Below are 18205 nucleotides of genomic sequence, written 5' to 3'. Positions count from 1 at the left end.
CGTGCAGCCGGTGCCACTTAGCGAACTGGCAGCGCACCCCAGCACCGCATGTCCCAGTACGTTTTCGATCGGAAGAGGGGCTGTGCCATCGCCGATGGCATACGCGCCCGATGCCGCCGTTTCCTGAAGCAGCGCGTTCTGGAATGCGCCAAGCAGGCTGCCTCCCTCAATCGCTGTACCTACGCCAGCCGAAATCCCGGCCTCGGCCAGCATTGCCAGAGCTCGGGTTTCCAAGGTAGAGGCGGTTGATACAGTCGCCTGATTCACAGTGGTGCCAATCGACGGATTAACACCGGCGAGGCTGGCAAGGGAGCTAGTCGGACCCCCGACAGTTAAGGGTGCCGTCGTGAAATCGAATCCGGTGTCCGAATTGTAAGTAATGCCATTCGTCAGCCCCGCCGTGATACCAGCAACGCCAGCCGCTTCAAATGCGCTGCCCCAATCCAGACTTCCGGTCATCGTCAGTTGGGAGGCGATGCTCGACGTGAACCCGGCAAAAGCCGCCGACAGCGCTATGTTGCCCAGCCCTGCTGTCGTCGCTACTGTCGCCGCCGAGGTCGCCGTTGCAGTGGTTGCCGCCGTGCCTGCTGCAGACGTGCTACCGGCCGTCGTGCCCAGCGTCGCGCCTATCGCCTCGCTCGCAGCCCCCGCGGTTATGATCGAAACGACAACGGCAAAAGCCAGACCGACAATCTCCGCGGCCCCAAAGCCACCCATCGCGGTAAAGCTCGTGTCGAGATGGTCGCTACAGGATGGCCTTTTCCTGTCCGGTGACCGACATACCGGTCTTGCTGTCGTAAGAAAGGCCGTTCACAAAACTGGCCTGGCCGGTCTGCTGTAGCGCCGCCTGTTGCAGTGTCAGGTCTTCCGCCTGTGGACTGTAGTAGAACAGCGTCGAGGATGGCTGCAAGCTAGCCGGCAGATTGTCCAGCAACGTTTGTGGGCCCAGGGCACCGAGCATCGAACCAGCCAGCGATCCCGAAAGATACGACGCCTTACCCGTCACGGGCGTGGGCAAGGCTCCGCCTACCGAGCGCGGCGTCGACAGATTCAGCCCGGGAAGATTCACGAGGCTTGCGCCCCCAAACGATCCGGGGTACATCGCCGAATGAATCTGCTCTCCTTCGACCATCAACGCGTAGCGCGCGAGAGGCAGATAGTGCTCCCAGCATGCCAGTTGCCCAATGCGACCGACTGCGCTGTCCACGGCTACCAGTCCTGATCCGTCTCCTTGTCCCCAGACAATCCGTTCGTGGTAGGTCGGCGTCAATTTGCGCCGACGCTGGAGCAGCGTGCCGTCGGCATCGAACAGGAGTTGGGTGTTGTACACCGTGCCGCCATCGCGCTCGTTGATTCCGATCGAAACGACCATGCCCGCCTGACGACACGCGTCGCCGAGCATCTCGGTCACCGTCGAGGGGACAGTGACGGACTCTTCGATGAGACGCACGTGTTCGGCACCGAGCCTGAAGGGAGCCTGGACGAACGAAAAATAGGGATAGTAGGGAACGATAGCTTCGGGGAAGGTCGCGTACTGGACGCCCTTGCTGCCAAGCTCCAGAATCTTGCGCACGACCTTCTCAACCGTGCCGGTCCGCGCTGTATAGGACGGGACTGATCTGTACTGCCGCTGCTTTTACAAGCGTCATGAGACATCTGCCTTAAGAGTTGATCCGGTTTCAGTCAGGTCGGCGGTCGCGGCTCCATCGAACGGGTTCATGCAAACTTGAGTCCGATCACGCCACTGAGAATCAGCAGAATGAAGAACACCCGCAACGGTGCGGCCGAATCTCCGAGCAAAGCGATACCAAGGATTGCCGTACCCGCCGCCCCGATTCCGGTCCACACGGCGTAGCCGGTCCCGACCGGGACCGTACGAAGCGCCACGGACAGCAGAACGACGCTCGACAGCCCCGTCGCAACCGTAAGCAGCCCGGGCGTAAGTCGCGTGAAGCCGACTGAAGCCTTCATCGCAAAGGCAAACGCAATCTCAAGCAAGCCCGCCAGGCCAAGTAGTAGCCATGCCATCAGTGAAAACTCCGTACGAGATGTGCGATGTCAGGCTTTGGCGCTAGCCGCGGCCGGAACGGTGCGGAAGGCGATCCCCAGCCGATTGAAGGCGTTCATCAGGCCGATCGCATAGGTGAGATCGGCAAGTTCCTTATCATCGAATTCCGCTGCCGCCGCTTGATACGCGGCATCGGGAATGTGCGTTTCGGCCACACGCGTGACCGTTTCCGCCCAGGCGATTGCTGCTTTCTCGCGCGTGTTGAACAGCGTACCGGCGTCGTGCCAGACTGGCAGAAGGGTGAGCTTCTCGTCCGATACTCCGAGCTTCCTCAGATCTCGTGTGTGCATATCGATGCAGAAGGCGCATCCATTGATCTGCGAGACGCGCAGATACACGAGGTTGATCAGGTCCGTTGCAAGGCCGCATTTCTGCAGTATCGAATGCACTTCGCCGAACGCCCGATACGCTTGCGGCGATGCCTTGGTGTAGTTGATGCGTTGAATCATGAAATACCTCTCTGATTGATCGTTAGGGAGGCCTCATCTTGTCGCATCTTGGTTCAGTCCAAAAGGACCATAAACTTGCATTTGAGCTGTGCCATGACCGCGCAGGAGTTCAATGGATTACATCAGCGACAGGATGCGCTTGCCGAGTTGCGCCGCAGTTGCCTCGCTGTCGACGTTAGTAAAGGCGATGAGCAGTGCCGATCCCGCTTTCCGTCCCTCGCCCCAATCTGAAAGTGCTTCCGCGTAGAGGCCGTTTTCGCTCATACTTGCAACGAGCCGTCGGTCCGACCGACGACCACGCAAACGCAGGATCAGATGCATGCCGCCAGGCTGGGCATCGATGTCTACATAATCGCCCAATTCGCTTTCCAGACCTGCAACCGTCGCATCGCGTCGTTCCGCATACAGCCTGCGCATTCGCTGGATATGCCGTGCAAAGTGCCCCTCTCTCATGAACGACGTCACAGTCGCCTGAACGAGATGCGACGTGCCTGTGCCAAGCGTATGAACGACCTGCTCAAAGCGTTCGGTGAGTGCGTCGGGGACCACGAGATATGCGAGTCGAAGGCTCGGCATGAGCACCTTACTGAAAGTGCCTGCATAAAGGACTCTTCCCTTTGCGTCCAGACTTTTCAGCGCGGGCAAAGGCCGGCTGACATAGCGATATTCGCCATCGTAATCATCTTCGATGACCCATCCCTTGTTTTGCGCAGCCCATTCCAGCAAAGCGATGCGGCGGGGCAAAGACAGTGTCACGCATAAAGGGCTTTGATGGGCAGGAGTTACGATCGCCGCCCGCGCGCGCGGTGCGAGTTCAATGCCGCAGGCAACATCTATCCCTTCATTGTCGACAGGAATGGGGACACCCTTCAGACTGAGCATGCCCATCAATTGCCGGGTCGGCGGGTATCCCGGGTTTTCGTACCATACCTGATCGCCTGCGTTCAAAAGCGCGCGAGAGATCAGTTCGATCGAGTGACGATAGCCCGATGTCACGAATACCTGCGTTGGGGCACACATGATTCCGCGCGAAACCTGAAGGTATGCCGCGATTGCCACGCGTAGCTCGCCTAACCCACATACCGGCGGGTGAACCATATCGAACGTTTGCATCGCGCGAATACGGTTCGCGCCGAGCCGCGCCCAGATCTTTCGGGGAAACGCGTCAAGTGCGGGCAAGCCCATCTGCAGAGGCAGGATGGAGTCCGGTCGGAAGCTGGGCGCTTCTAGCGAGGCCGTTAACTTCGGCTGCACTTCGCGTTTCGGAACTCGCGCTCGGAGGCCTGGGGTGACGATAGTTCCCGCCTGCCCTTGCGCGACGACATACCCTTCGGCAGCCAATAGCTCATAGGCGCTATTCACTGTGCCCCGCGCGAGACCGAGATCGGTCATCAGGGCACGCGCGGAAGGTATTCGATCGCCGGGCTTGAGCGTGCCATCGGCGATGACCGCCACAAAACGCTCATAGACCTGGCGATAGAGCGGAATCGTTGAGGTGGGATCGAGTGGCGAAACAATGGATGCTTTCAATTTGACCACGAGCGGTCGCCTCTGCTGAAGAGTTGAACGAACGCCTGCCGACAGGGCTCACGCCGCACGCAGCCATGGCGCTTGGTCTGCCGCTCCAGTATTGTCCGCTATTCATTTCGATGTCGTCGCGATGGTCTACACGAGAACTCAATTCTTGGTCCTGTTAGTTGATCCATCGCGTCTTTACAGTAGTGCCATGCGATACGCTTGCCAAGCGATCTAGGCGCATCAGAGGAAAGCGTCACCGCTGCCTTGAAACCGATCTTCCGAGTACCAATAGATGAACATTTTGCACCTCACATTCAGTTCACGGGGAGAGTTGTCCGAGAGTCGAAAGCTTTCGAAAAAAATCGTCGACATACTTGTTCGACTGAATCCCAATGCCGAGTTGATCGCACGGGGGCTCGGCGATGGAACACTACCGCACATCGACGCTGAGTATGCGTCCATGCAGCATTCAAACGATGCAGGCCAACCCGGGACGGGGTCGTCTGCGAGGTCCGACCAATTGATCGAGGAGCTTGAGCGAGCAGATGTAATTGTCATAGGAACGCCCATGCACAACCTCAGTGCGCCTTCCTCTCTTAAGGCGTGGATCGACCATGTCGTTCGCGCACGAAGGACGTTCACCATGACGTCCGCGGGTAAGAAGGGAATGCTGCACGATCGACCGGTTTATATCGCAGTTGCGTCTGGCGGACGTTTCTCCGGAGCGAATGCCCATCAGCCAGACTTCCTGACGTCATACTTGAAGACCATTCTGGCGTCGATTGGACTTTGCGACGTCCGTTTCTTCACAATCGAGGGGACGGGAGGACGCGCGGAGTCGGTGGAACTTAGCCGACGCATTGCCAATCAGGAGCTCAGGCGTCATTTCAACTCTCTCGGACTTAAGCATGCCTGCGAAAACCTTGACTGAGATGCCGGCGCGCGCTATTAACGCCATCGCCGTGTTTTGTGGCTCAAACTTTGGTGCTTCAGAACAGTATCTTGAAGATGCGCGCAAGCTCGGCTTGGCGCTCGCATGTGCGGGCATAACGGTAGTGTATGGCGGCACGACCAAAGGCCTGATGGGTGCCGTAGCCGACGCGGCTTTATCGGCGGGAGGGCAGGTGCACGGCGTCGTCACCGAAAGCCTGCATCGGCGCGGGCATTCGCATTCGGGACTGGCTCATTGCGAGGTCGCCGCGACGCTAGGAGCGCGGAAAGCACGAATGGTCGAGCTTGCCGACGCCTTCGTTGCACTACCCGGGGGTATAGGAACGATCGAGGAAGTCATGGAAGTGTGGACGATGAACCAGTTGCAGGAAATCGACAAACCGTTGGGGTTGTTGAACACCGCGGAGTTCTTCACGCCCTTCATCGCATTCATCGATCATATGATCGAGCAAAGATTCTTGCCCTCAGCACATCGCGACTCCATCGCTATTCATTGTGAAGCGAGTGCATTGATCAACTCGTTACATCGGCAGCCGGGTATCAACGTGCCCAAATGGTTGGAGCCCATGAGACCGTCAGGAGCATCATGAAAATTGGACAGCTGCTTACGAGCGTGGAAGAGACACTCGCCGGGCTAGTAAGGGGCGAACTGTAAGACCGCTTCTGGCCGATGCCTCCCCGTTGGTGAACGGCTCGACGCCACTGGTTCAGGTCGAACCGCGGCGCCGGTGACGCGGTCGCGCATTCCCGGACAGCTAACGGAGCGATCCGGTCGCCTACCCAGGCCATACGCGCTCCCCGCCGTACCGGAATTCCAAGGCTAGGCGTAGTGTCTGACCACATTGGTTGACGCATCCAGTACGGAGGCCTAACAGGAAGTGCCTTTGCGTCCCCATGCCGCACGGTGATATCACCTAGATGCCTTGCAAAATGCTTACATATACGCTCTAATAGGAGGGTCGGCACTTGTTGATTACTAGCTGGGCCACTGCCTCGAGGTACAGTCGTGTCTTCCAACCAGCGTTCTCGCCTCTCCTTGTTTTGTACTCCTACGCAATCGAAGGCGCGTACTCACGAGCATTGGAAAACCAATACCTTCAAGCGCACACAGAGCCGCGTCAGCTGCGTGGATAACTCAGCACTTTCTCCTGCCCGGCTCTTCGCATAAAGCAAAACCAATAAAACGAGAGCCGGGCTCACCATCTTTCTATCGACACCGGCGGTACTCTATCGCGAGCTACGTGATGGGCGTCCGCTGGTATGCCGAACGAACTCGAGATCCATCGCGCTGCGTGCGCGCCGCTCCTTTGCCGCGCGACCTGACAGCGGCGGGATGGGATCGTCGTTGAAGGATAGGAAAGCCATGAGAACGCAAACCAAGCGTCTGAATGAGACGCCACCGCTCAGCCCAGAACGCTCCGGCACCGTCAGTCGCCGAACCCAATACCAGGGCTACCGTTTGATGGCCCGGGCAGAACCTGTGAGGAGTGCATTGCACGCCGCCCATCTGGTGATTGAAGCGCCCTGCTACCCGACGCAGCGCTGCTTCAACGCGCTGGATTATTTTTACGACCCCGCACTGGCCGTGCAATATGCCATCCGATGGGGACGGATCTGGGTCGAGCACCGGCTCACGAACGTCGCGGTACAGCGTGTGATATCAACGAAGCCGGCAAGCAACGCCGCACTGCTTCTGCACAAGGAACGCATTACCCCGCCGGTAATCATAGACGAACCCCCGGGCGAAAAAACGCTCCGCTTCATAGCCCGAAAACCCGGAAGTTCAACCGCGGCGCTTGCCTACTGGCTTGGCGTGACTGAGCCGTCTAGTGAGGCGAGCCTCACTGAGTTAACCCGGCGCTTCGCGCCCCTGATGCAGGTCGTCTTCCCTGACGATCGACCCGGTGCGTTCGTCAACCGTAGCGCGCTGCTCGCTATACATCAGTTGGGAACGATCGATCGACTTGTTTTCGTGGACGGCTCATCGCTCGACGTATGGAACGACCGCGCTTGCGCGGATATCTGTAACTTGCATTCCAGCCTGACGCACTCATGCTGTCTGTCAACGACCCGTCGATCACGGCTATGACCGGCCGCGCGGCAAGCCACCCTATCGTTGCCTGCTGCGACGCCGAACGACGCCCGAAATGTACGCAGCGGCCGACCGTGTCGTCGACTCGGCGCGCTACTCCTCGACGCCATGGAAGCGACTGCCGTCTTTGCCAAGTCGGCGGTCGCTCGTCATGTTGATGATATCGAGGAGGGATGCTGCGAAGAAGCAAAGAAACCCGACAGCGGCGCTAGCGTGAGTGTCGCCCAACGGCTGACATCTTTCGCGGTGACGTTAGCGGTGCCGTAGCTGCTGGGGAATGGCGTCACCGTCTCTACGACGGCGAACAAAAAGCCTATCTGCGCCAAGCACCGATATCCATGAAGAATGAGTGGCCCGCATCATTTCTGTTGTCATCGCGGCTACGTAGCCGAAAGAGCTCGCTCGGCCAAAGTTCCGCCTCGTTTTCATACGCGAAGGCGGACCTCCGCAGGAGGCGGTGCTGCGGCCGAGATGCACTGCTAAGCATGGCGGGTTTCGGGAAAATAAGCCGTTCGAGTGCGCGCTTTACGGCTCGGGCAGCGTCAGAGTCTTGCCGAATCGGGCCGAACTGCGGTGGGCGCGATGCGACCCTCTCTCGCCGATTGTACCGACAGAGGTTGAACGGCTGGTATCAGATGTGGACAGGTCTTGGAACCACGGTTGTATTGGACAGCCGGGCGATCGCAATTTCCCCGGGATCACCGGCTCCCGAGATCAGCGGGATGCGGCGTTGCATCCGGGGACGCCGTGGATGCCACCCGTCGACATCCGTCGTAGCCAAGTCCCGTCTTGACCAGTGCCGGAACCGCGGCGCATTCGAATCGACTATGAAATGCGTCAGGGATTCGAGCGCTTGAGCCGCATCGCGACTGAAAATCTTTCTGCGGGATGGATGCTGACGGATACCTCGAAGCTCTTGCCCGCCGCGTCCAGATAACGCCGAACGATCTCGAGGGCCGCCGTTCCCGCTTCCACGCGCAGCCGCTTCGCCATCTCATCCGACACCAGCACCGCCTGAATCCCCTGCTGGATCTCCGCGATGCTGTGCCCATAGCGCTCCTCGATCAAGGCGCTGATCAGCCGGTCGGGTTGTTCGCGCGCGATATCCGCCACGTCAGCATAGTCCGGCGCGATGTACACGTCAGTCCATCCGACCGGCGCACGGCTTTTTCCTCCGTCGATGCGCAGGCTCGAAATGCGGAGAAACCGCGCGCCTTCCTGACATTGCAGCGTCCTCGCGAGATCGCGGTCCGCGGCGATCACGTCCGTCGATTGCACCAGCCGCAGATGTTCCGAGCCGAACTGGGCCAGATCGTCGACGGAAGCGAGCGTCGGCCGGAACTCGCTCCTCGGTCGCGCCGACTCGACCCGCGTCCCCGCGTTCTTGCGACGCGAAACCAGACCCAGTTGCTGAAGCTCGTGCAGTGCGGCGCGCACCGTATGACGGCTTGTGCAGTAGTAATCCCTCAACTCCAGCTCGGTCGGAAGGACGCTGCCGACGGGATAGCGCCCCGACGCGATGGCTTCTGTGAGTTCGCGCGCGATGTCCGCGAAGTGAGGTCGGTTGCTCATCTCGTCTATCGAAAATGTCTTGTTTTGCTCGCTAGGGGTAAATCATAGCTTGTCCTGACATGTCCGAACATAATATTCTTGATATGTCCGGACTTATTAAAAGGCTAGCCTCGTGCTGTCCGCCTCTCTCTCTTTCGAATTCTTCAGGTCGTAATGACAAAATCCGCCTTTCCGATGGCCAGCACCGTGGTCGATTCCATCCTGTTTCGTGACGCCTTCGGCACCGCCAAGATGCGCGCGGTGTTCTCCGATCACGCGTTGATCCAGCGCTACATCGATGTCGAAGTGGCGTTAGCGAAAGCGGAAGCGCGCGTCGGCGTGATTCCCGCCGATGCCGCCGAAGTGATTGCGCGTGAATCGACGATCGAGCGCATCGATTTCGATCACATGCGCGAAGAGACCGATATCGTCGGTTATCCGATTCTGCCGCTCGTGCATCAACTAGTCGAAATGTGCGGGGACGCCGGCCGCTACGTGCACTGGGGCGCGACGACGCAGGACATCATGGATACGGCAGTCGCGCTGCAAGTGCGCGACGCGCTCGATTCGATCGAGGACGACATCCGCGAACTGCGCGCCATTCTCACGGATCTGGCGAAAAAACATCGCGATACGCCGATGGCCGGCCGCACGCACTTGCAGCAAGCGTTGCCAGTGACTTTCGGCTACAAGGTCGCAATCTGGCTCGCGATGTTCGATCGTCATCAGGAACGCATGGCGCAGATGCGCGAACGCGTGGCCGTCGTCGAATTCGCGGGTGCGGCGGGCACACTGGCATCGCTCGGCGACAAGGGCTTCGAAGTGCAGAAGGCGCTCGCCGAAGAGCTGAAGCTCGGCCTGCCCGCAACGACGTGGCACGTCGCGCGCGACGGCTTCGCCGAGGCCGTTAACCTGCTCGCGCTGGTCACCGGCTCGCTCGGCAAGATTGCGCTCGACATCATGATCATGGCATCCACCGAGTTCGCGGAAGTCTACGAGCCGTTCGTGAAGGGACGCGGCGCGAGCAGCACCATGCCGCAGAAGCGCAATCCCATTTCGAGCGAACTGATGCTGGCGGCGGCGAAGGCCGTGCGTCAGCACGCGGGCCTGATGATCGATGCGATGATCCAGGACTTTGAGCGCGCCACCGGCCCGTGGCATGCCGAGTGGATCGCGATTCCCGAAAGCTTCATCCTCACGGCGGGCGCGTTGCACCAGGCGAAGTTCGCGCTCGGCGGCCTCATCGTCGATGAAGCGCGCATGAAGCACAACCTCGGCATCAGCAAGGGCTTGATCGTCGCAGAAGCCGTGATGATGGGCATGGCGCCCCACACCGGACGTCAACAGGCGCATGACATTGTGTACGACGCATGCCGCACCGCGAACGAACATGGCGGCACGCTCGCGGAAGCGCTCGCTGCGCTGCCCGAAGTCACGAAGCACTTCGACCGCGCCGCCATCGACCGCATGACCGATCCCGCGAACTATCTCGGTCTCGCGCCGCAGATGGTGGACCGGGCCATCGCGCTCTCGAGCGAAATCTGAGCATCAAAAACGATGGAGGAGCACGCGATGCATAACCAACACGCATTACATAACGCGCCCGTCCCAGCGAAGAGAACGCTGCCGTGGTACCGCAAGCTCGGCATGCAGGTGCTGCTGGCGCTCGTCATCGGTATTGCGGTGGGATTGTTGTTTCCGAAGTTCGGCGCGCAACTGAAGGTGCTCGGCGACATCTTTCTCGCGCTCATCAAGGCAGGCGTCGCGCCGCTCGTGTTTTTGACGATCGTGCATGGCATCGCTTCGGCGGGCGACGTGAAGAGCGCGGGGCGCGTGGGGTGGCGCTCGATTGTCTACTTCGAAGTCGTTTCGACGATCGCGCTCGCCGTCGGCCTGCTCGCGGGCAATCTGCTGCAGACGGGCAAGGCGATGACGTCCGTCACTGTCGGCGCCGTGCCCGCGAGCGCGGCCAAAGCCGCGCCGCAGGGGTTCACCGAGTTCGTCATGCATATCGTGCCGGACAATTTCATCGGCGCATTCGCAAAGGGAGAGCTGCTGCAAGTCGTCGTCCTCGCGGTGATGGTCGGCATCGGCATTCTCGCGATTCCGGAGCGCCGTCGCGTACGCATCAACGAAGGGCTGGATCTCATTTCAGAAGTTCTCTTCGCGTTCATCAATCTCGTAATGAAGCTCGCGCCGCTCGGCACGCTCGGCGCGATCGCCTTCTCGGTGGGCAGCAACGGCACGGCCGTGCTGATCGCGCTCGCGCAGCTCGTGCTGAGCTTCTATGCGGTGGTCGTGCTGTTCATCATCGTGGTGATGGGCGTGATCGCGAAGCTCGCGCGTTTCAGTCTGTGGCGCTTTCTGCGCTATATCAAGGACGAGATTTTCATCGTGCTCGGTACCGCTTCGTCCGAGAGCGCCCTGCCGCGTCTTCTGATCAAACTCGAACGGCTGGGCTGCGCAAAGCAAACCGTCGGGCTCGTGTTGCCAACCGGCTATGCGTTCAATCTCGACGGCACGTCGATCTTTATGTCGATGGGCGTGATGTTCATCGCGCACGCGTACGGCGTGCCCATCACGCTGGATCATCAGATCGGCATTCTGCTGCTGATGCTGCTGACGTCGAAGGGGGCGGCCACGGTGTCGGGCGGGTCGTTCGTCGTATTTGCGGCGACTGTCACGTCGACCGGCATCCTCCCCGTCGAAGGCCTTGCGTTGATCTTTGGCGTGTACCGCTTCATGTCGATGGCCATCGCCACCTGCAATACGATCGGCAACAGTGTCGCAACGGTCGTGATCGCCAAGTGGTCGCGGAGCTTCGATGCGGCCATCGCGGAGCGTCACCTGTATCCCGAACGCTTTCCTGTCACCGCGCATGCCGACGCGTATCTGGCCGACGGCAATCTTCTGCCCGAAGACATGAACGACGCCAATCCGCATCCGCGCGGCATTCCGCTTAAAGGCGCGCGGAACACGCCCTGATTCGGTGTAACGTCTTCACGGCGCGCGGCGATGTCATGCCGCGCTCGACTCAATCACTCGATGCTTCAACGCGCTATGACCAAACCAACGCGAATCGAACATGATGCGTTCGGTCCCGTCGAGATTCCGTCGGATCGATACTGGGGCGCACAGACGCAGCGTGCCCTCGGTCTTTTTGAAATCGGTGAAGAGCGCTTCCCGGCTGTCCTGCTGCGCGCATTCGGCCTACAGAAGTACGCGGCCGCATGCGCGAACGTGCAGTGCGGCGTGCTCGCACCCGAACTTGCCTCGGCGATCGAGAAGGCCGCGATCGAGCTGCACGAGGGACGATGGGATGACCATTTTCCGCTCACGATCTGGCAGACGGGATCCGGTACGCAGACCAACATGAACGCCAATGAGGTCATCGCGAACCGGGCAAACGAATTGCTCGGACAACCGCTCGGGACCAAGGCGCCGGTGCATCCGAACGATCACGTCAACCGGTCGCAATCGTCGAACGACAGCTTTCCTACGGTCATGCATGTGGCGGCCGCGATCGAGGTGACCGAACGGTTGCGGCCGGCGCTGGGTGAACTTCGTTCAGCACTTGCCGGGCGCGCCGAGGCCTTCGCCGACATCCTGAAAGTCGCCCGCACACATCTGATGGACGCCGTGCCGATGACTATGGGGCAAACATTCGGCACCTTCGCGCGCCAAGTTTCGAATGCGCTGGCTCGCGTCGACGATGCCTGGTCCCGGCTCTTGATCCTGCCCCAAGGCGGCACCGCTGCCGGCACGGGCCTCAACGCGCCTAAAGGCTTTGATGGTTTCTTCTGCGCGACGCTCGCGGAGGCCACCGGTTTGCCGTTTGTGCCCAGTCGCCATAAGTTCGAAGGCATGGCGGCACACGACGTGTTGGTGGAGCTATCGGGCGCATTGAACACGATCGCAACATCGCTGTTGAAAATCGCGAATGACATAAGGTTCCTTGCTTCCGGTCCTCGCTGTGGACTCGGCGAATTGCGGATTCCCGATGACGGACTGACATCTTCTATCATGCCAGGCAAACGCAACCCGACGATTGCTGAAGTACTTGTGCAGGCGTGTTTCCAGGTAATCGGTAACCACCAGACGATCACCATAGCCAACGCCTCCGGCAACTTTGAACTGAACGTCGCGAAACCAGTGCTTGTCTACAACCTGCTGCAATCTCTGCGGGTTCTCGCCGATTCCGTCAGCGTTTTTGCAAGACGCTGCGTTTGTGGGATTGATGTGGATCGTGAACAACTCGTGACTAACGTTGAGCGGTCACTGCTGGCAGTCACTGCCCTCAATCCCATACTGGGTTACGATCGAGTTGCACAGATTACGGCGACGGCGTTGCGCGACCATGTGACACCACGCGCAGCCGCGATTGCGCTCGGGTTCCTCGACGGCGATGAATACGACCGGCTAGTTAACACTGCTGTGCTCGCCGCGGGTAACGCTTCAGAGCGGTAAATCTGGACGCCGTACGAACTGGCGGAGTGCAGGAATCAAAGCCGCGAGATCGGTCTGTTACTGCTCTCGGTCCGACACAGCTCGTTCGGTTAAATGGCCGCTCACAGAAGTGAACAAGCCCTTCGAATGACGACCCCGCGAGACGGCCGACTGGCCGCAATTGGCCGAACTCGGAAGCCAAATCAAGCGGTCAGGCCTCCGTTCACCTCTGTCAACTTGGGTGTAGCAGTTTCCCCGAGGACAGCGCTCCAGAAGTAGCTCAGTTCTGGACGTTTTCCTCGCAATCTTCCCAGTACCTCAGCGGGTCGTGATTTTGTGGATAGCGTAAGTTGAGCCACGCTGACAGCTTGGTCCAGTCCGGATGGTTCGTACCCGTTTGAGCAGACCAGGTCGACGACCTCTCAAGAATTTGACCGTTCCCGCGATCACGGACAAGCAAGCTGCCTAGTCCGTTTGAACTGTTCGCCTGTGGCTCAACCAGATACCGCGGGAGAATTCTAAGTTCAGCATTCTTGGCCCACCCGTATAAGGCGCGGAGCACGCCGGACGGATCTCGCAACTCGATGGGGCCGCTTTCGGGGCGAACGGCGGTCCATCCTTCAGGAAACTCCGCGACAACCTCGTCCTTACCCTCCCTCACCCACTTCACACGCCATGCCCGCGCGATCGCCTCGCGCATGCGAGACACCGACTCGTAGCCGGCCGGCAACTCGATCGCCACCGGAAGTGTAATGAGGTTGTCTTTCCAGAGTTTGGTTTCGTCGTCGGCGCGCTCGACCGCGTCGAATGCCCCTGCTTCGAAAGGGTTCTCGGGGCGGCTCGATACTCTCACGTTCCCGTCCGGCAGACCCTCGAAAAGGCGCTCAGCATCATGGCGGGTAAGTTTTGTCTTTCCTTTCTTCATTGGTGTCTCTACAGCAAAGTTGTCTCGCAAACGCCTGTGTCCTAACGACCGAAGTCGGGCGACACTTCCTCGCGCGCGCGTTTGAAGGTGCGCGTGATCCTATTCTGCGCCATTCGCTTGCTCCCGGCTTGCGCGGCGGTAATCGCACGGCTTGGGCCGCCGTCCCTGCCGCAAACATTGGACGGATCGATCCACGCCAAGGACTAGAGCGCGCTCGCACGAGCGATTATCGACTTCTCGCAAACCCGGTTTCTATGACAGCGTTTATCGAGTGAGAGACGGCACAACGCGGGCAGTTGAACTATTTACGGCCGCCTGCCGCCTATTGAACGGACGATAGCGTACCCCCTGCCGAAGAGGTCGGTCATGCAGCTACGGATGATTTTGCTGCTGTTCGCAGATCGACGGCCCTGAACATCAAAGTCGTCATTCAGCGAATGCGGGTTGTCGACCCGGAAGAGCCTTTGCCATTCTGACTAGCAGGCGTGGGGCAATACAAAATGCACTTGCTCGATCCGGGCGGGTCGTCTGCGAGCGGCGCGCAATTTTATTGATCGGCGCGGTCCCATGGACAACGACGACGAACTTGCGATGATGCTCATTGTGCGTGGGGTCGGAATGTTGGCTTGCGCCGGCAAACATCTCGATCAGGGCTAACTCATTCAGTACTATGCGGCAAAGTACATACAGTTCTTGCATACCGGCTTCATTCAGACGCGGGCGTATCGTCGCCCAGCCGTCTCTGGCGGTTTTTCCTCAGCTCCACAATTTCAAGGGAGACGACAGATGGAATTCCGCAACCCATCCCCCGGCCTGTACAACGAAGATCTGGCGCCCGCCAGGGTGCGCAACTGGGGCGCCTTCAGCATCTTCACCGTCTGGATCCCGGGCGTGCACAGCCTCTGGGCTACTACCTCGCCGCCAGCCTGTTCCTGCCGTGCGGCAGCTTTACCAACTTCCGGCTGGCGATCGGGCTCGGCTCGCTGGTGATCTTCGCTCTGATGAACCTGATCGGCTACGCCGGCGAGAAGACCGGCGTGCCTTACTGGTGCTGGCGCGCGCCTCCTTCGGCGCGCAGGGCGCCAACCTGGCGGCGCCGGTGCGCCCCGTGGTGGCCTGCTTCTGGTACGGCGCGCAGACGGCAGCGTCTTCGGGCGCGATGGTCGCGCTGCTGATCCGCAGCGACAGTCTGATGGCATTCCACAAGGGCGCGCATTACCTCGACCACTCGAGGCTCGAGGTGAGCTCCTACGTAATCATGTGGGCGCTGCAGCTGCTCCTCATCCAGAAGGGCATGGAAACCGTGCGCAAATTTCAGGACTGGGCCGGTCCGGCAGTATGGGTCGCGATGCTGATTCTTGCCATCGGCCTGTGCGTCAAGGCCGGCGGCTTCTCGTTTGACCATGGCATGCCGATGAACGTGCTGCTCGAGAAGACCCGGGACGCCAGCGTCAGCGGCGAGCCCGGCTCGTTCTGGGCGCTGATGGCAGTGCGGGCGACCTGGATCACCTACTTCGCAGAGTTGTACCTGAATTTTTGCGACTTCTCGCGCTACGCGAAGAGCCGCAACGCCGTGAAGAAAGGAAATCTGTGGGGCCTGCCGGTCAACCTGATCGCGTTCTCGCTGGTCGCCGGCGTCACCACAATCGCCGCGTTCAAGGTGTACGGCGAAGTGCTGCTGCACCCCGAGCAGATATCGGCCAGCTTCGACAGCTGGATGGTGGTACTCATCGCGGCGCCGACCTTCGCAGTCGCCACGCTGGGCATCAACCTGGTGGCCAATTTCGTCTCGGCGGCGTTCGACATCTCCAACGTGTTCCCCAGGCATATCAGCTTCGGGAAGGGCGGCTACATCGCGGCGATCATCGCGCTGATGCTCTACCCGTTCGCGCCGTCGAGCGCATCAATCGAACCGGTTTCGATGTTGTAGACCCAGCCGTGCAGCGCAAGATGCTCCTGTTCGAGCGCGAGTCTCACAGATGGGCGCGTCTTGATGTTCGCCAGCTGAGCAATCACGTTTTCGCGGACCATCACCACTGCGTCAGGCACGCACATCGAGCCCACGGCAAACCAGCAGCGCTCCATTCAATCAGCACCGAGGAGGCGGCGATGCATGTGCGCTCTCGTTGGTCGCTATTTCGACGTTATCTATTTCCAACCAACGGTCCCTGCGTACGTTCTGAACGTCCTTCCGGCGGGCCCGCCGGAGGCTCCTTCCGGACATACCCTGCCTAGCGGATCTGTTTGCCAGATTAAATTGTTTGAAAGCTCCGTCTGGGATTTTGCACACGTAACCCGTCCCGGGCATACTCTGGCTCAATAGAAAGGCAAGCACTTCGGCGAAAGACCGCCCCCCCGGAGACTCGATGCGTCTGGATTTGCAATCGCTGAAACTGTTCGTCGCTGTCTGCGAGCGCGGCAGCATCGCCCGCGCGGCAGAAGCAGAAAACATCGCGCCTTCGGCTCTGAGCAAGCGCATGTCGCATCTGGAAGACGCGCTCAAAACCGCCCTCTTCGTGCGCAGCAACAAAGGGCTCGAATTGACGGCCGCAGCCGCGGCCTTGCTGCAGCATGCGCGCGTGGTTCTGCGCGACATCTACCAGATGGAAAGCGAGTTGCTCGATCATGCCGAAGGAGTACGCGGTCAGATCAGACTGAACGCCAGCCTCTCGACCATCGTCCAGTACATTGCCAACGACATCCGCGACTTTCTTGCACTGCACCCGGGCCTGCGCATCGACCTGCAGGAGAGTCTCAGCCCCGCCGTGGTCCGGGCCGTGGCCGAAAACGCCGCGGATATCGGCGTCTTCGGCGGCACAACCGTGACCACCGGCTTGCAGGTCTTCCCCTACCGCAGCGACCGGCTGGTCGTCATCATGCCGCCCGATCATCCGCTGAGCCGCGCCGACCGGGTCGCATTCCGCGACGTCGCCAGATATCCGCTGGTGGGCCCGCAACCGGGCAGCTATCTGAACTCGCTGGTACTACGCGCGGCAGCCGACCTGGACCACCCGCTCAAACTGTCGATTCGCGTCAACGGCTTCGAACCGGTGCGCAGCATGGTGGAAGCGCGCCTCGGCATCGGCTTGGTGCCTGAGCATCATGCGGAGCGTTACGTCAGTTCGGGACCGTTAGTGGCCGTGCAACTGGACGAACCGTGGGCCGAGCGGCATTGGAAGATCTGCGTACGCGAAGCCGAGACGCTTCCCGCGCCGGTCCAGCTTTTTCTCAAACACCTGCTCGCGAGCCAGAAGGCGCAGCCGGCGACCGACCGTCAAGAATAGGCGAGCTTCAGCCCGGCCTGCGGCCAGGGCAGTGAGCCGAGGCGCCCCGTGCCCGACAGCGTCACGTAGGCCGTCTTCATGTCGGCGCCGCCGAAACAGATATTGGTCACCATGCCGTCCGGCACCATGACCTGCCGCAGCAACTCGCCGGTCGGCGCAACCACGGTGATACAACCGGTGACCAGCGTGGCCACACAGATATTGCCTTGCACATCCACTGCCAGGCTGTCGAAGCGCTGATAGCCCGGCAAGCCGCATACAAGTCGCCCGCCGTGCGGCGACGGATAAGGGTGCTTGCGCGCCCGGCCCGGTGCGTCGAGGTCGAACGCCCACAGTCGCGCGGTCTCGGTTTCGGCCACATAGACCACGCTGTCGTCCGGCGACAGGCCGACGCCGTTCGCCGTGGTGAGCGGATAGGCCACTTCCACGATCATCGATCCGTCTGCCCGGCCGTAGTAGAGGCCCGCGTGATCGCGGTCGCGCAGCCGGTTCTTGCCGAAGTCGGTGAAATAAAAGCCGCCGTCATGATCGAACACGATGTCGTTGGGGCCGCTCAGCGCAAAGTCCCCGCAACGGTCGTACAGTGTCGTGAGCGTGCCTGTGTTCGGGTCGAAGCGCTCGATCCGGCCGCTGGTGTAGGCGGGGTGTATGCCCGGTCTCGTGCGGTTCAGCCCGGCGACGGTACGGAACAGGAAGCCGCCGTTGTTGCAGACATAGAATGCCCCGTCCGGCCCTAACGCCAATCCGTTGGGCCCCCCGCCCACTTGTGCCAGCACATCGACCGTGCCGTCGGCTGCCACGCGGCTGATGGTCTCACGCTCGATTTCCACCAGCACGATCGCGCCATCCGGCATCGCCACTGGCCCTTCCGGGAATTTCAGGCCTTCGGCCAGGATGCGAATGCCGCTCTCCATCGTCGGT

The 18205-nt window shown here is 60.4% G+C and carries 13 protein-coding genes and 4 pseudogenes; 8 read left to right on the top strand and 9 right to left on the bottom strand.

The features are described from left to right. Positions 1-42: 42 nt before the first annotated feature. The 5 genes and pseudogenes from BGRAMDRAFT_RS36230 to pdxR form a co-directional block, all read right to left on the bottom strand. Positions 43-1075, bottom strand: a pseudogene (locus tag BGRAMDRAFT_RS36230) (DUF637 domain-containing protein); the annotation flags it as partial. A 3-nt stretch (positions 1076-1078) separates the two neighbouring features. Next, positions 1079-1649, bottom strand: a pseudogene (locus BGRAMDRAFT_RS34960) (nitrilase-related carbon-nitrogen hydrolase); the annotation flags it as partial. 67 nt (positions 1650-1716) lie between these two features. Then, entirely contained in the window at positions 1717-2028 is a 312-nt protein-coding gene (locus tag BGRAMDRAFT_RS10720) for a DMT family transporter (protein WP_006048754.1), read from the bottom strand. Positions 2029-2058: 30 nt separating this feature from the next. Beyond that, positions 2059-2517 (bottom strand): carboxymuconolactone decarboxylase family protein, encoded by a 459-nt coding sequence (locus BGRAMDRAFT_RS10715; RefSeq protein WP_006048753.1) that lies wholly within the window; start codon positions 2515-2517, stop codon positions 2059-2061. Positions 2518-2634: 117 nt separating this feature from the next. After that, complete coding sequence (gene pdxR / locus BGRAMDRAFT_RS10710; protein ID WP_006048752.1) at positions 2635-4056, bottom strand: MocR-like pyridoxine biosynthesis transcription factor PdxR; 1422 nt, start codon at positions 4054-4056, stop codon at positions 2635-2637. Positions 4057-4327: 271 nt separating this feature from the next. Here pdxR and BGRAMDRAFT_RS10705 point away from each other — a divergent pair, with 271 nt between their 5' ends. From BGRAMDRAFT_RS10705 to BGRAMDRAFT_RS33390, 3 genes are all read left to right on the top strand, one after another. Continuing rightward, a complete protein-coding gene (locus tag BGRAMDRAFT_RS10705) occupies positions 4328-4966 on the top strand; it encodes an FMN-dependent NADH-azoreductase (RefSeq protein ID WP_044020809.1) in 639 nt (212 codons plus the stop codon). Beyond that, complete coding sequence (locus BGRAMDRAFT_RS10700) at positions 4944-5576, top strand: LOG family protein (protein WP_006048750.1); 633 nt, start codon at positions 4944-4946, stop codon at positions 5574-5576. Before BGRAMDRAFT_RS10705 ends, BGRAMDRAFT_RS10700 begins: the two co-directional genes overlap by 23 nt. A gap of 773 nt (positions 5577-6349) precedes the next feature. After that, the gene (locus BGRAMDRAFT_RS33390; protein WP_006048749.1) at positions 6350-7075 is read left to right on the top strand and encodes a hypothetical protein; all 726 of its coding nucleotides are present in this window, start codon (positions 6350-6352) and stop codon (positions 7073-7075) included. An 840-nt stretch (positions 7076-7915) separates the two neighbouring features. Here BGRAMDRAFT_RS33390 and BGRAMDRAFT_RS10690 read toward each other — a convergent pair. Beyond that, on the bottom strand, positions 7916-8650 hold the full coding sequence (locus BGRAMDRAFT_RS10690; protein ID WP_006048748.1) for a GntR family transcriptional regulator: 735 nt from the start codon (positions 8648-8650) through the stop codon (positions 7916-7918). A gap of 153 nt (positions 8651-8803) precedes the next feature. On the opposite strand from BGRAMDRAFT_RS10690, the gene pcaB reads away from it, so the two are divergent. From pcaB to BGRAMDRAFT_RS10675, 3 genes are all read left to right on the top strand, one after another. Beyond that, complete coding sequence (gene pcaB / locus BGRAMDRAFT_RS10685; protein WP_006048747.1) at positions 8804-10174, top strand: 3-carboxy-cis,cis-muconate cycloisomerase; 1371 nt, start codon at positions 8804-8806, stop codon at positions 10172-10174. Between the two features lie 27 nt (positions 10175-10201). Next, positions 10202-11614, top strand: a complete 1413-nt coding sequence (locus tag BGRAMDRAFT_RS10680) for a cation:dicarboxylate symporter family transporter (RefSeq protein WP_006048746.1) — start codon at positions 10202-10204, stop codon at positions 11612-11614. Positions 11615-11689: 75 nt separating this feature from the next. Then, positions 11690-13096: a class II fumarate hydratase gene (locus BGRAMDRAFT_RS10675; protein ID WP_006048745.1), complete on the top strand. Its 1407-nt coding sequence runs from the start codon at positions 11690-11692 to the stop codon at positions 13094-13096. A gap of 259 nt (positions 13097-13355) precedes the next feature. On the opposite strand, the gene BGRAMDRAFT_RS10670 is transcribed toward BGRAMDRAFT_RS10675, so the two are convergent. Beyond that, positions 13356-14000 carry a hypothetical protein gene (locus BGRAMDRAFT_RS10670; protein ID WP_006048744.1) on the bottom strand — a complete coding sequence of 215 codons (645 nt, stop codon included), beginning with the start codon at positions 13998-14000 and terminating at the stop codon, positions 13356-13358. Positions 14001-14786: 786 nt separating this feature from the next. Between BGRAMDRAFT_RS10670 and BGRAMDRAFT_RS10665 the strand changes: the two are divergent. Next, positions 14787-15894: pseudogene (locus tag BGRAMDRAFT_RS10665) on the top strand (cytosine permease); the annotation flags it as partial. On the opposite strand, the pseudogene BGRAMDRAFT_RS10660 reads toward BGRAMDRAFT_RS10665, so the two are convergent. Continuing rightward, positions 15879-16031: pseudogene (locus tag BGRAMDRAFT_RS10660) on the bottom strand (carbonic anhydrase); the annotation flags it as partial. The pseudogenes BGRAMDRAFT_RS10665 and BGRAMDRAFT_RS10660 overlap by 16 nt on opposite strands. Positions 16032-16366: 335 nt before the next feature. Here BGRAMDRAFT_RS10660 and BGRAMDRAFT_RS10655 point away from each other — a divergent pair. Continuing rightward, positions 16367-17284, top strand: coding sequence for a LysR family transcriptional regulator (locus tag BGRAMDRAFT_RS10655; protein ID WP_006048739.1), 918 nt, complete (start codon positions 16367-16369; stop codon positions 17282-17284). Here BGRAMDRAFT_RS10655 and BGRAMDRAFT_RS10650 read toward each other — a convergent pair. Then, positions 17275-18198 carry an SMP-30/gluconolactonase/LRE family protein gene (locus tag BGRAMDRAFT_RS10650; RefSeq protein ID WP_006048737.1) on the bottom strand — a complete coding sequence of 308 codons (924 nt, stop codon included), beginning with the start codon at positions 18196-18198 and terminating at the stop codon, positions 17275-17277. The two genes, BGRAMDRAFT_RS10655 and BGRAMDRAFT_RS10650, sit on opposite strands and share 10 nt — an antisense overlap. Positions 18199-18205 lie beyond the last annotated feature (7 nt).

Origin of the sequence: Paraburkholderia graminis C4D1M (assembly GCF_000172415.1) — a bacterium.
GTDB classification, from domain to species: domain Bacteria; phylum Pseudomonadota; class Gammaproteobacteria; order Burkholderiales; family Burkholderiaceae; genus Paraburkholderia; species Paraburkholderia graminis.
The sequence above is the reverse complement of the archived record's forward strand: the minus strand, read 5'-3'. Positions and strand labels throughout refer to the sequence as shown.

Coding starts and splice junctions, on each gene's coding strand:
- BGRAMDRAFT_RS10720 (WP_006048754.1), bottom strand. CDS start 2,028: ATGGCATGGCTACTACTTGGCCTGGCGGGCTTGCTTGAGATTGCGTTT.
- BGRAMDRAFT_RS10715 (WP_006048753.1), bottom strand. CDS start 2,517: ATGATTCAACGCATCAACTACACCAAGGCATCGCCGCAAGCGTATCGG.
- BGRAMDRAFT_RS10705 (WP_044020809.1), top strand. CDS start 4,328: ATGAACATTTTGCACCTCACATTCAGTTCACGGGGAGAGTTGTCCGAG.
- BGRAMDRAFT_RS10700 (WP_006048750.1), top strand. CDS start 4,944: ATGCCTGCGAAAACCTTGACTGAGATGCCGGCGCGCGCTATTAACGCC.
- BGRAMDRAFT_RS33390 (WP_006048749.1), top strand. CDS start 6,350: ATGAGAACGCAAACCAAGCGTCTGAATGAGACGCCACCGCTCAGCCCA.
- BGRAMDRAFT_RS10690 (WP_006048748.1), bottom strand. CDS start 8,650: ATGAGCAACCGACCTCACTTCGCGGACATCGCGCGCGAACTCACAGAA.
- pcaB (WP_006048747.1), top strand. CDS start 8,804: ATGACAAAATCCGCCTTTCCGATGGCCAGCACCGTGGTCGATTCCATC.
- BGRAMDRAFT_RS10680 (WP_006048746.1), top strand. CDS start 10,202: ATGCATAACCAACACGCATTACATAACGCGCCCGTCCCAGCGAAGAGA.
- BGRAMDRAFT_RS10675 (WP_006048745.1), top strand. CDS start 11,690: ATGACCAAACCAACGCGAATCGAACATGATGCGTTCGGTCCCGTCGAG.
- BGRAMDRAFT_RS10670 (WP_006048744.1), bottom strand. CDS start 14,000: ATGAAGAAAGGAAAGACAAAACTTACCCGCCATGATGCTGAGCGCCTT.
- BGRAMDRAFT_RS10655 (WP_006048739.1), top strand. CDS start 16,367: ATGCGTCTGGATTTGCAATCGCTGAAACTGTTCGTCGCTGTCTGCGAG.
- BGRAMDRAFT_RS10650 (WP_006048737.1), bottom strand. CDS start 18,198: ATGGAGAGCGGCATTCGCATCCTGGCCGAAGGCCTGAAATTCCCGGAA.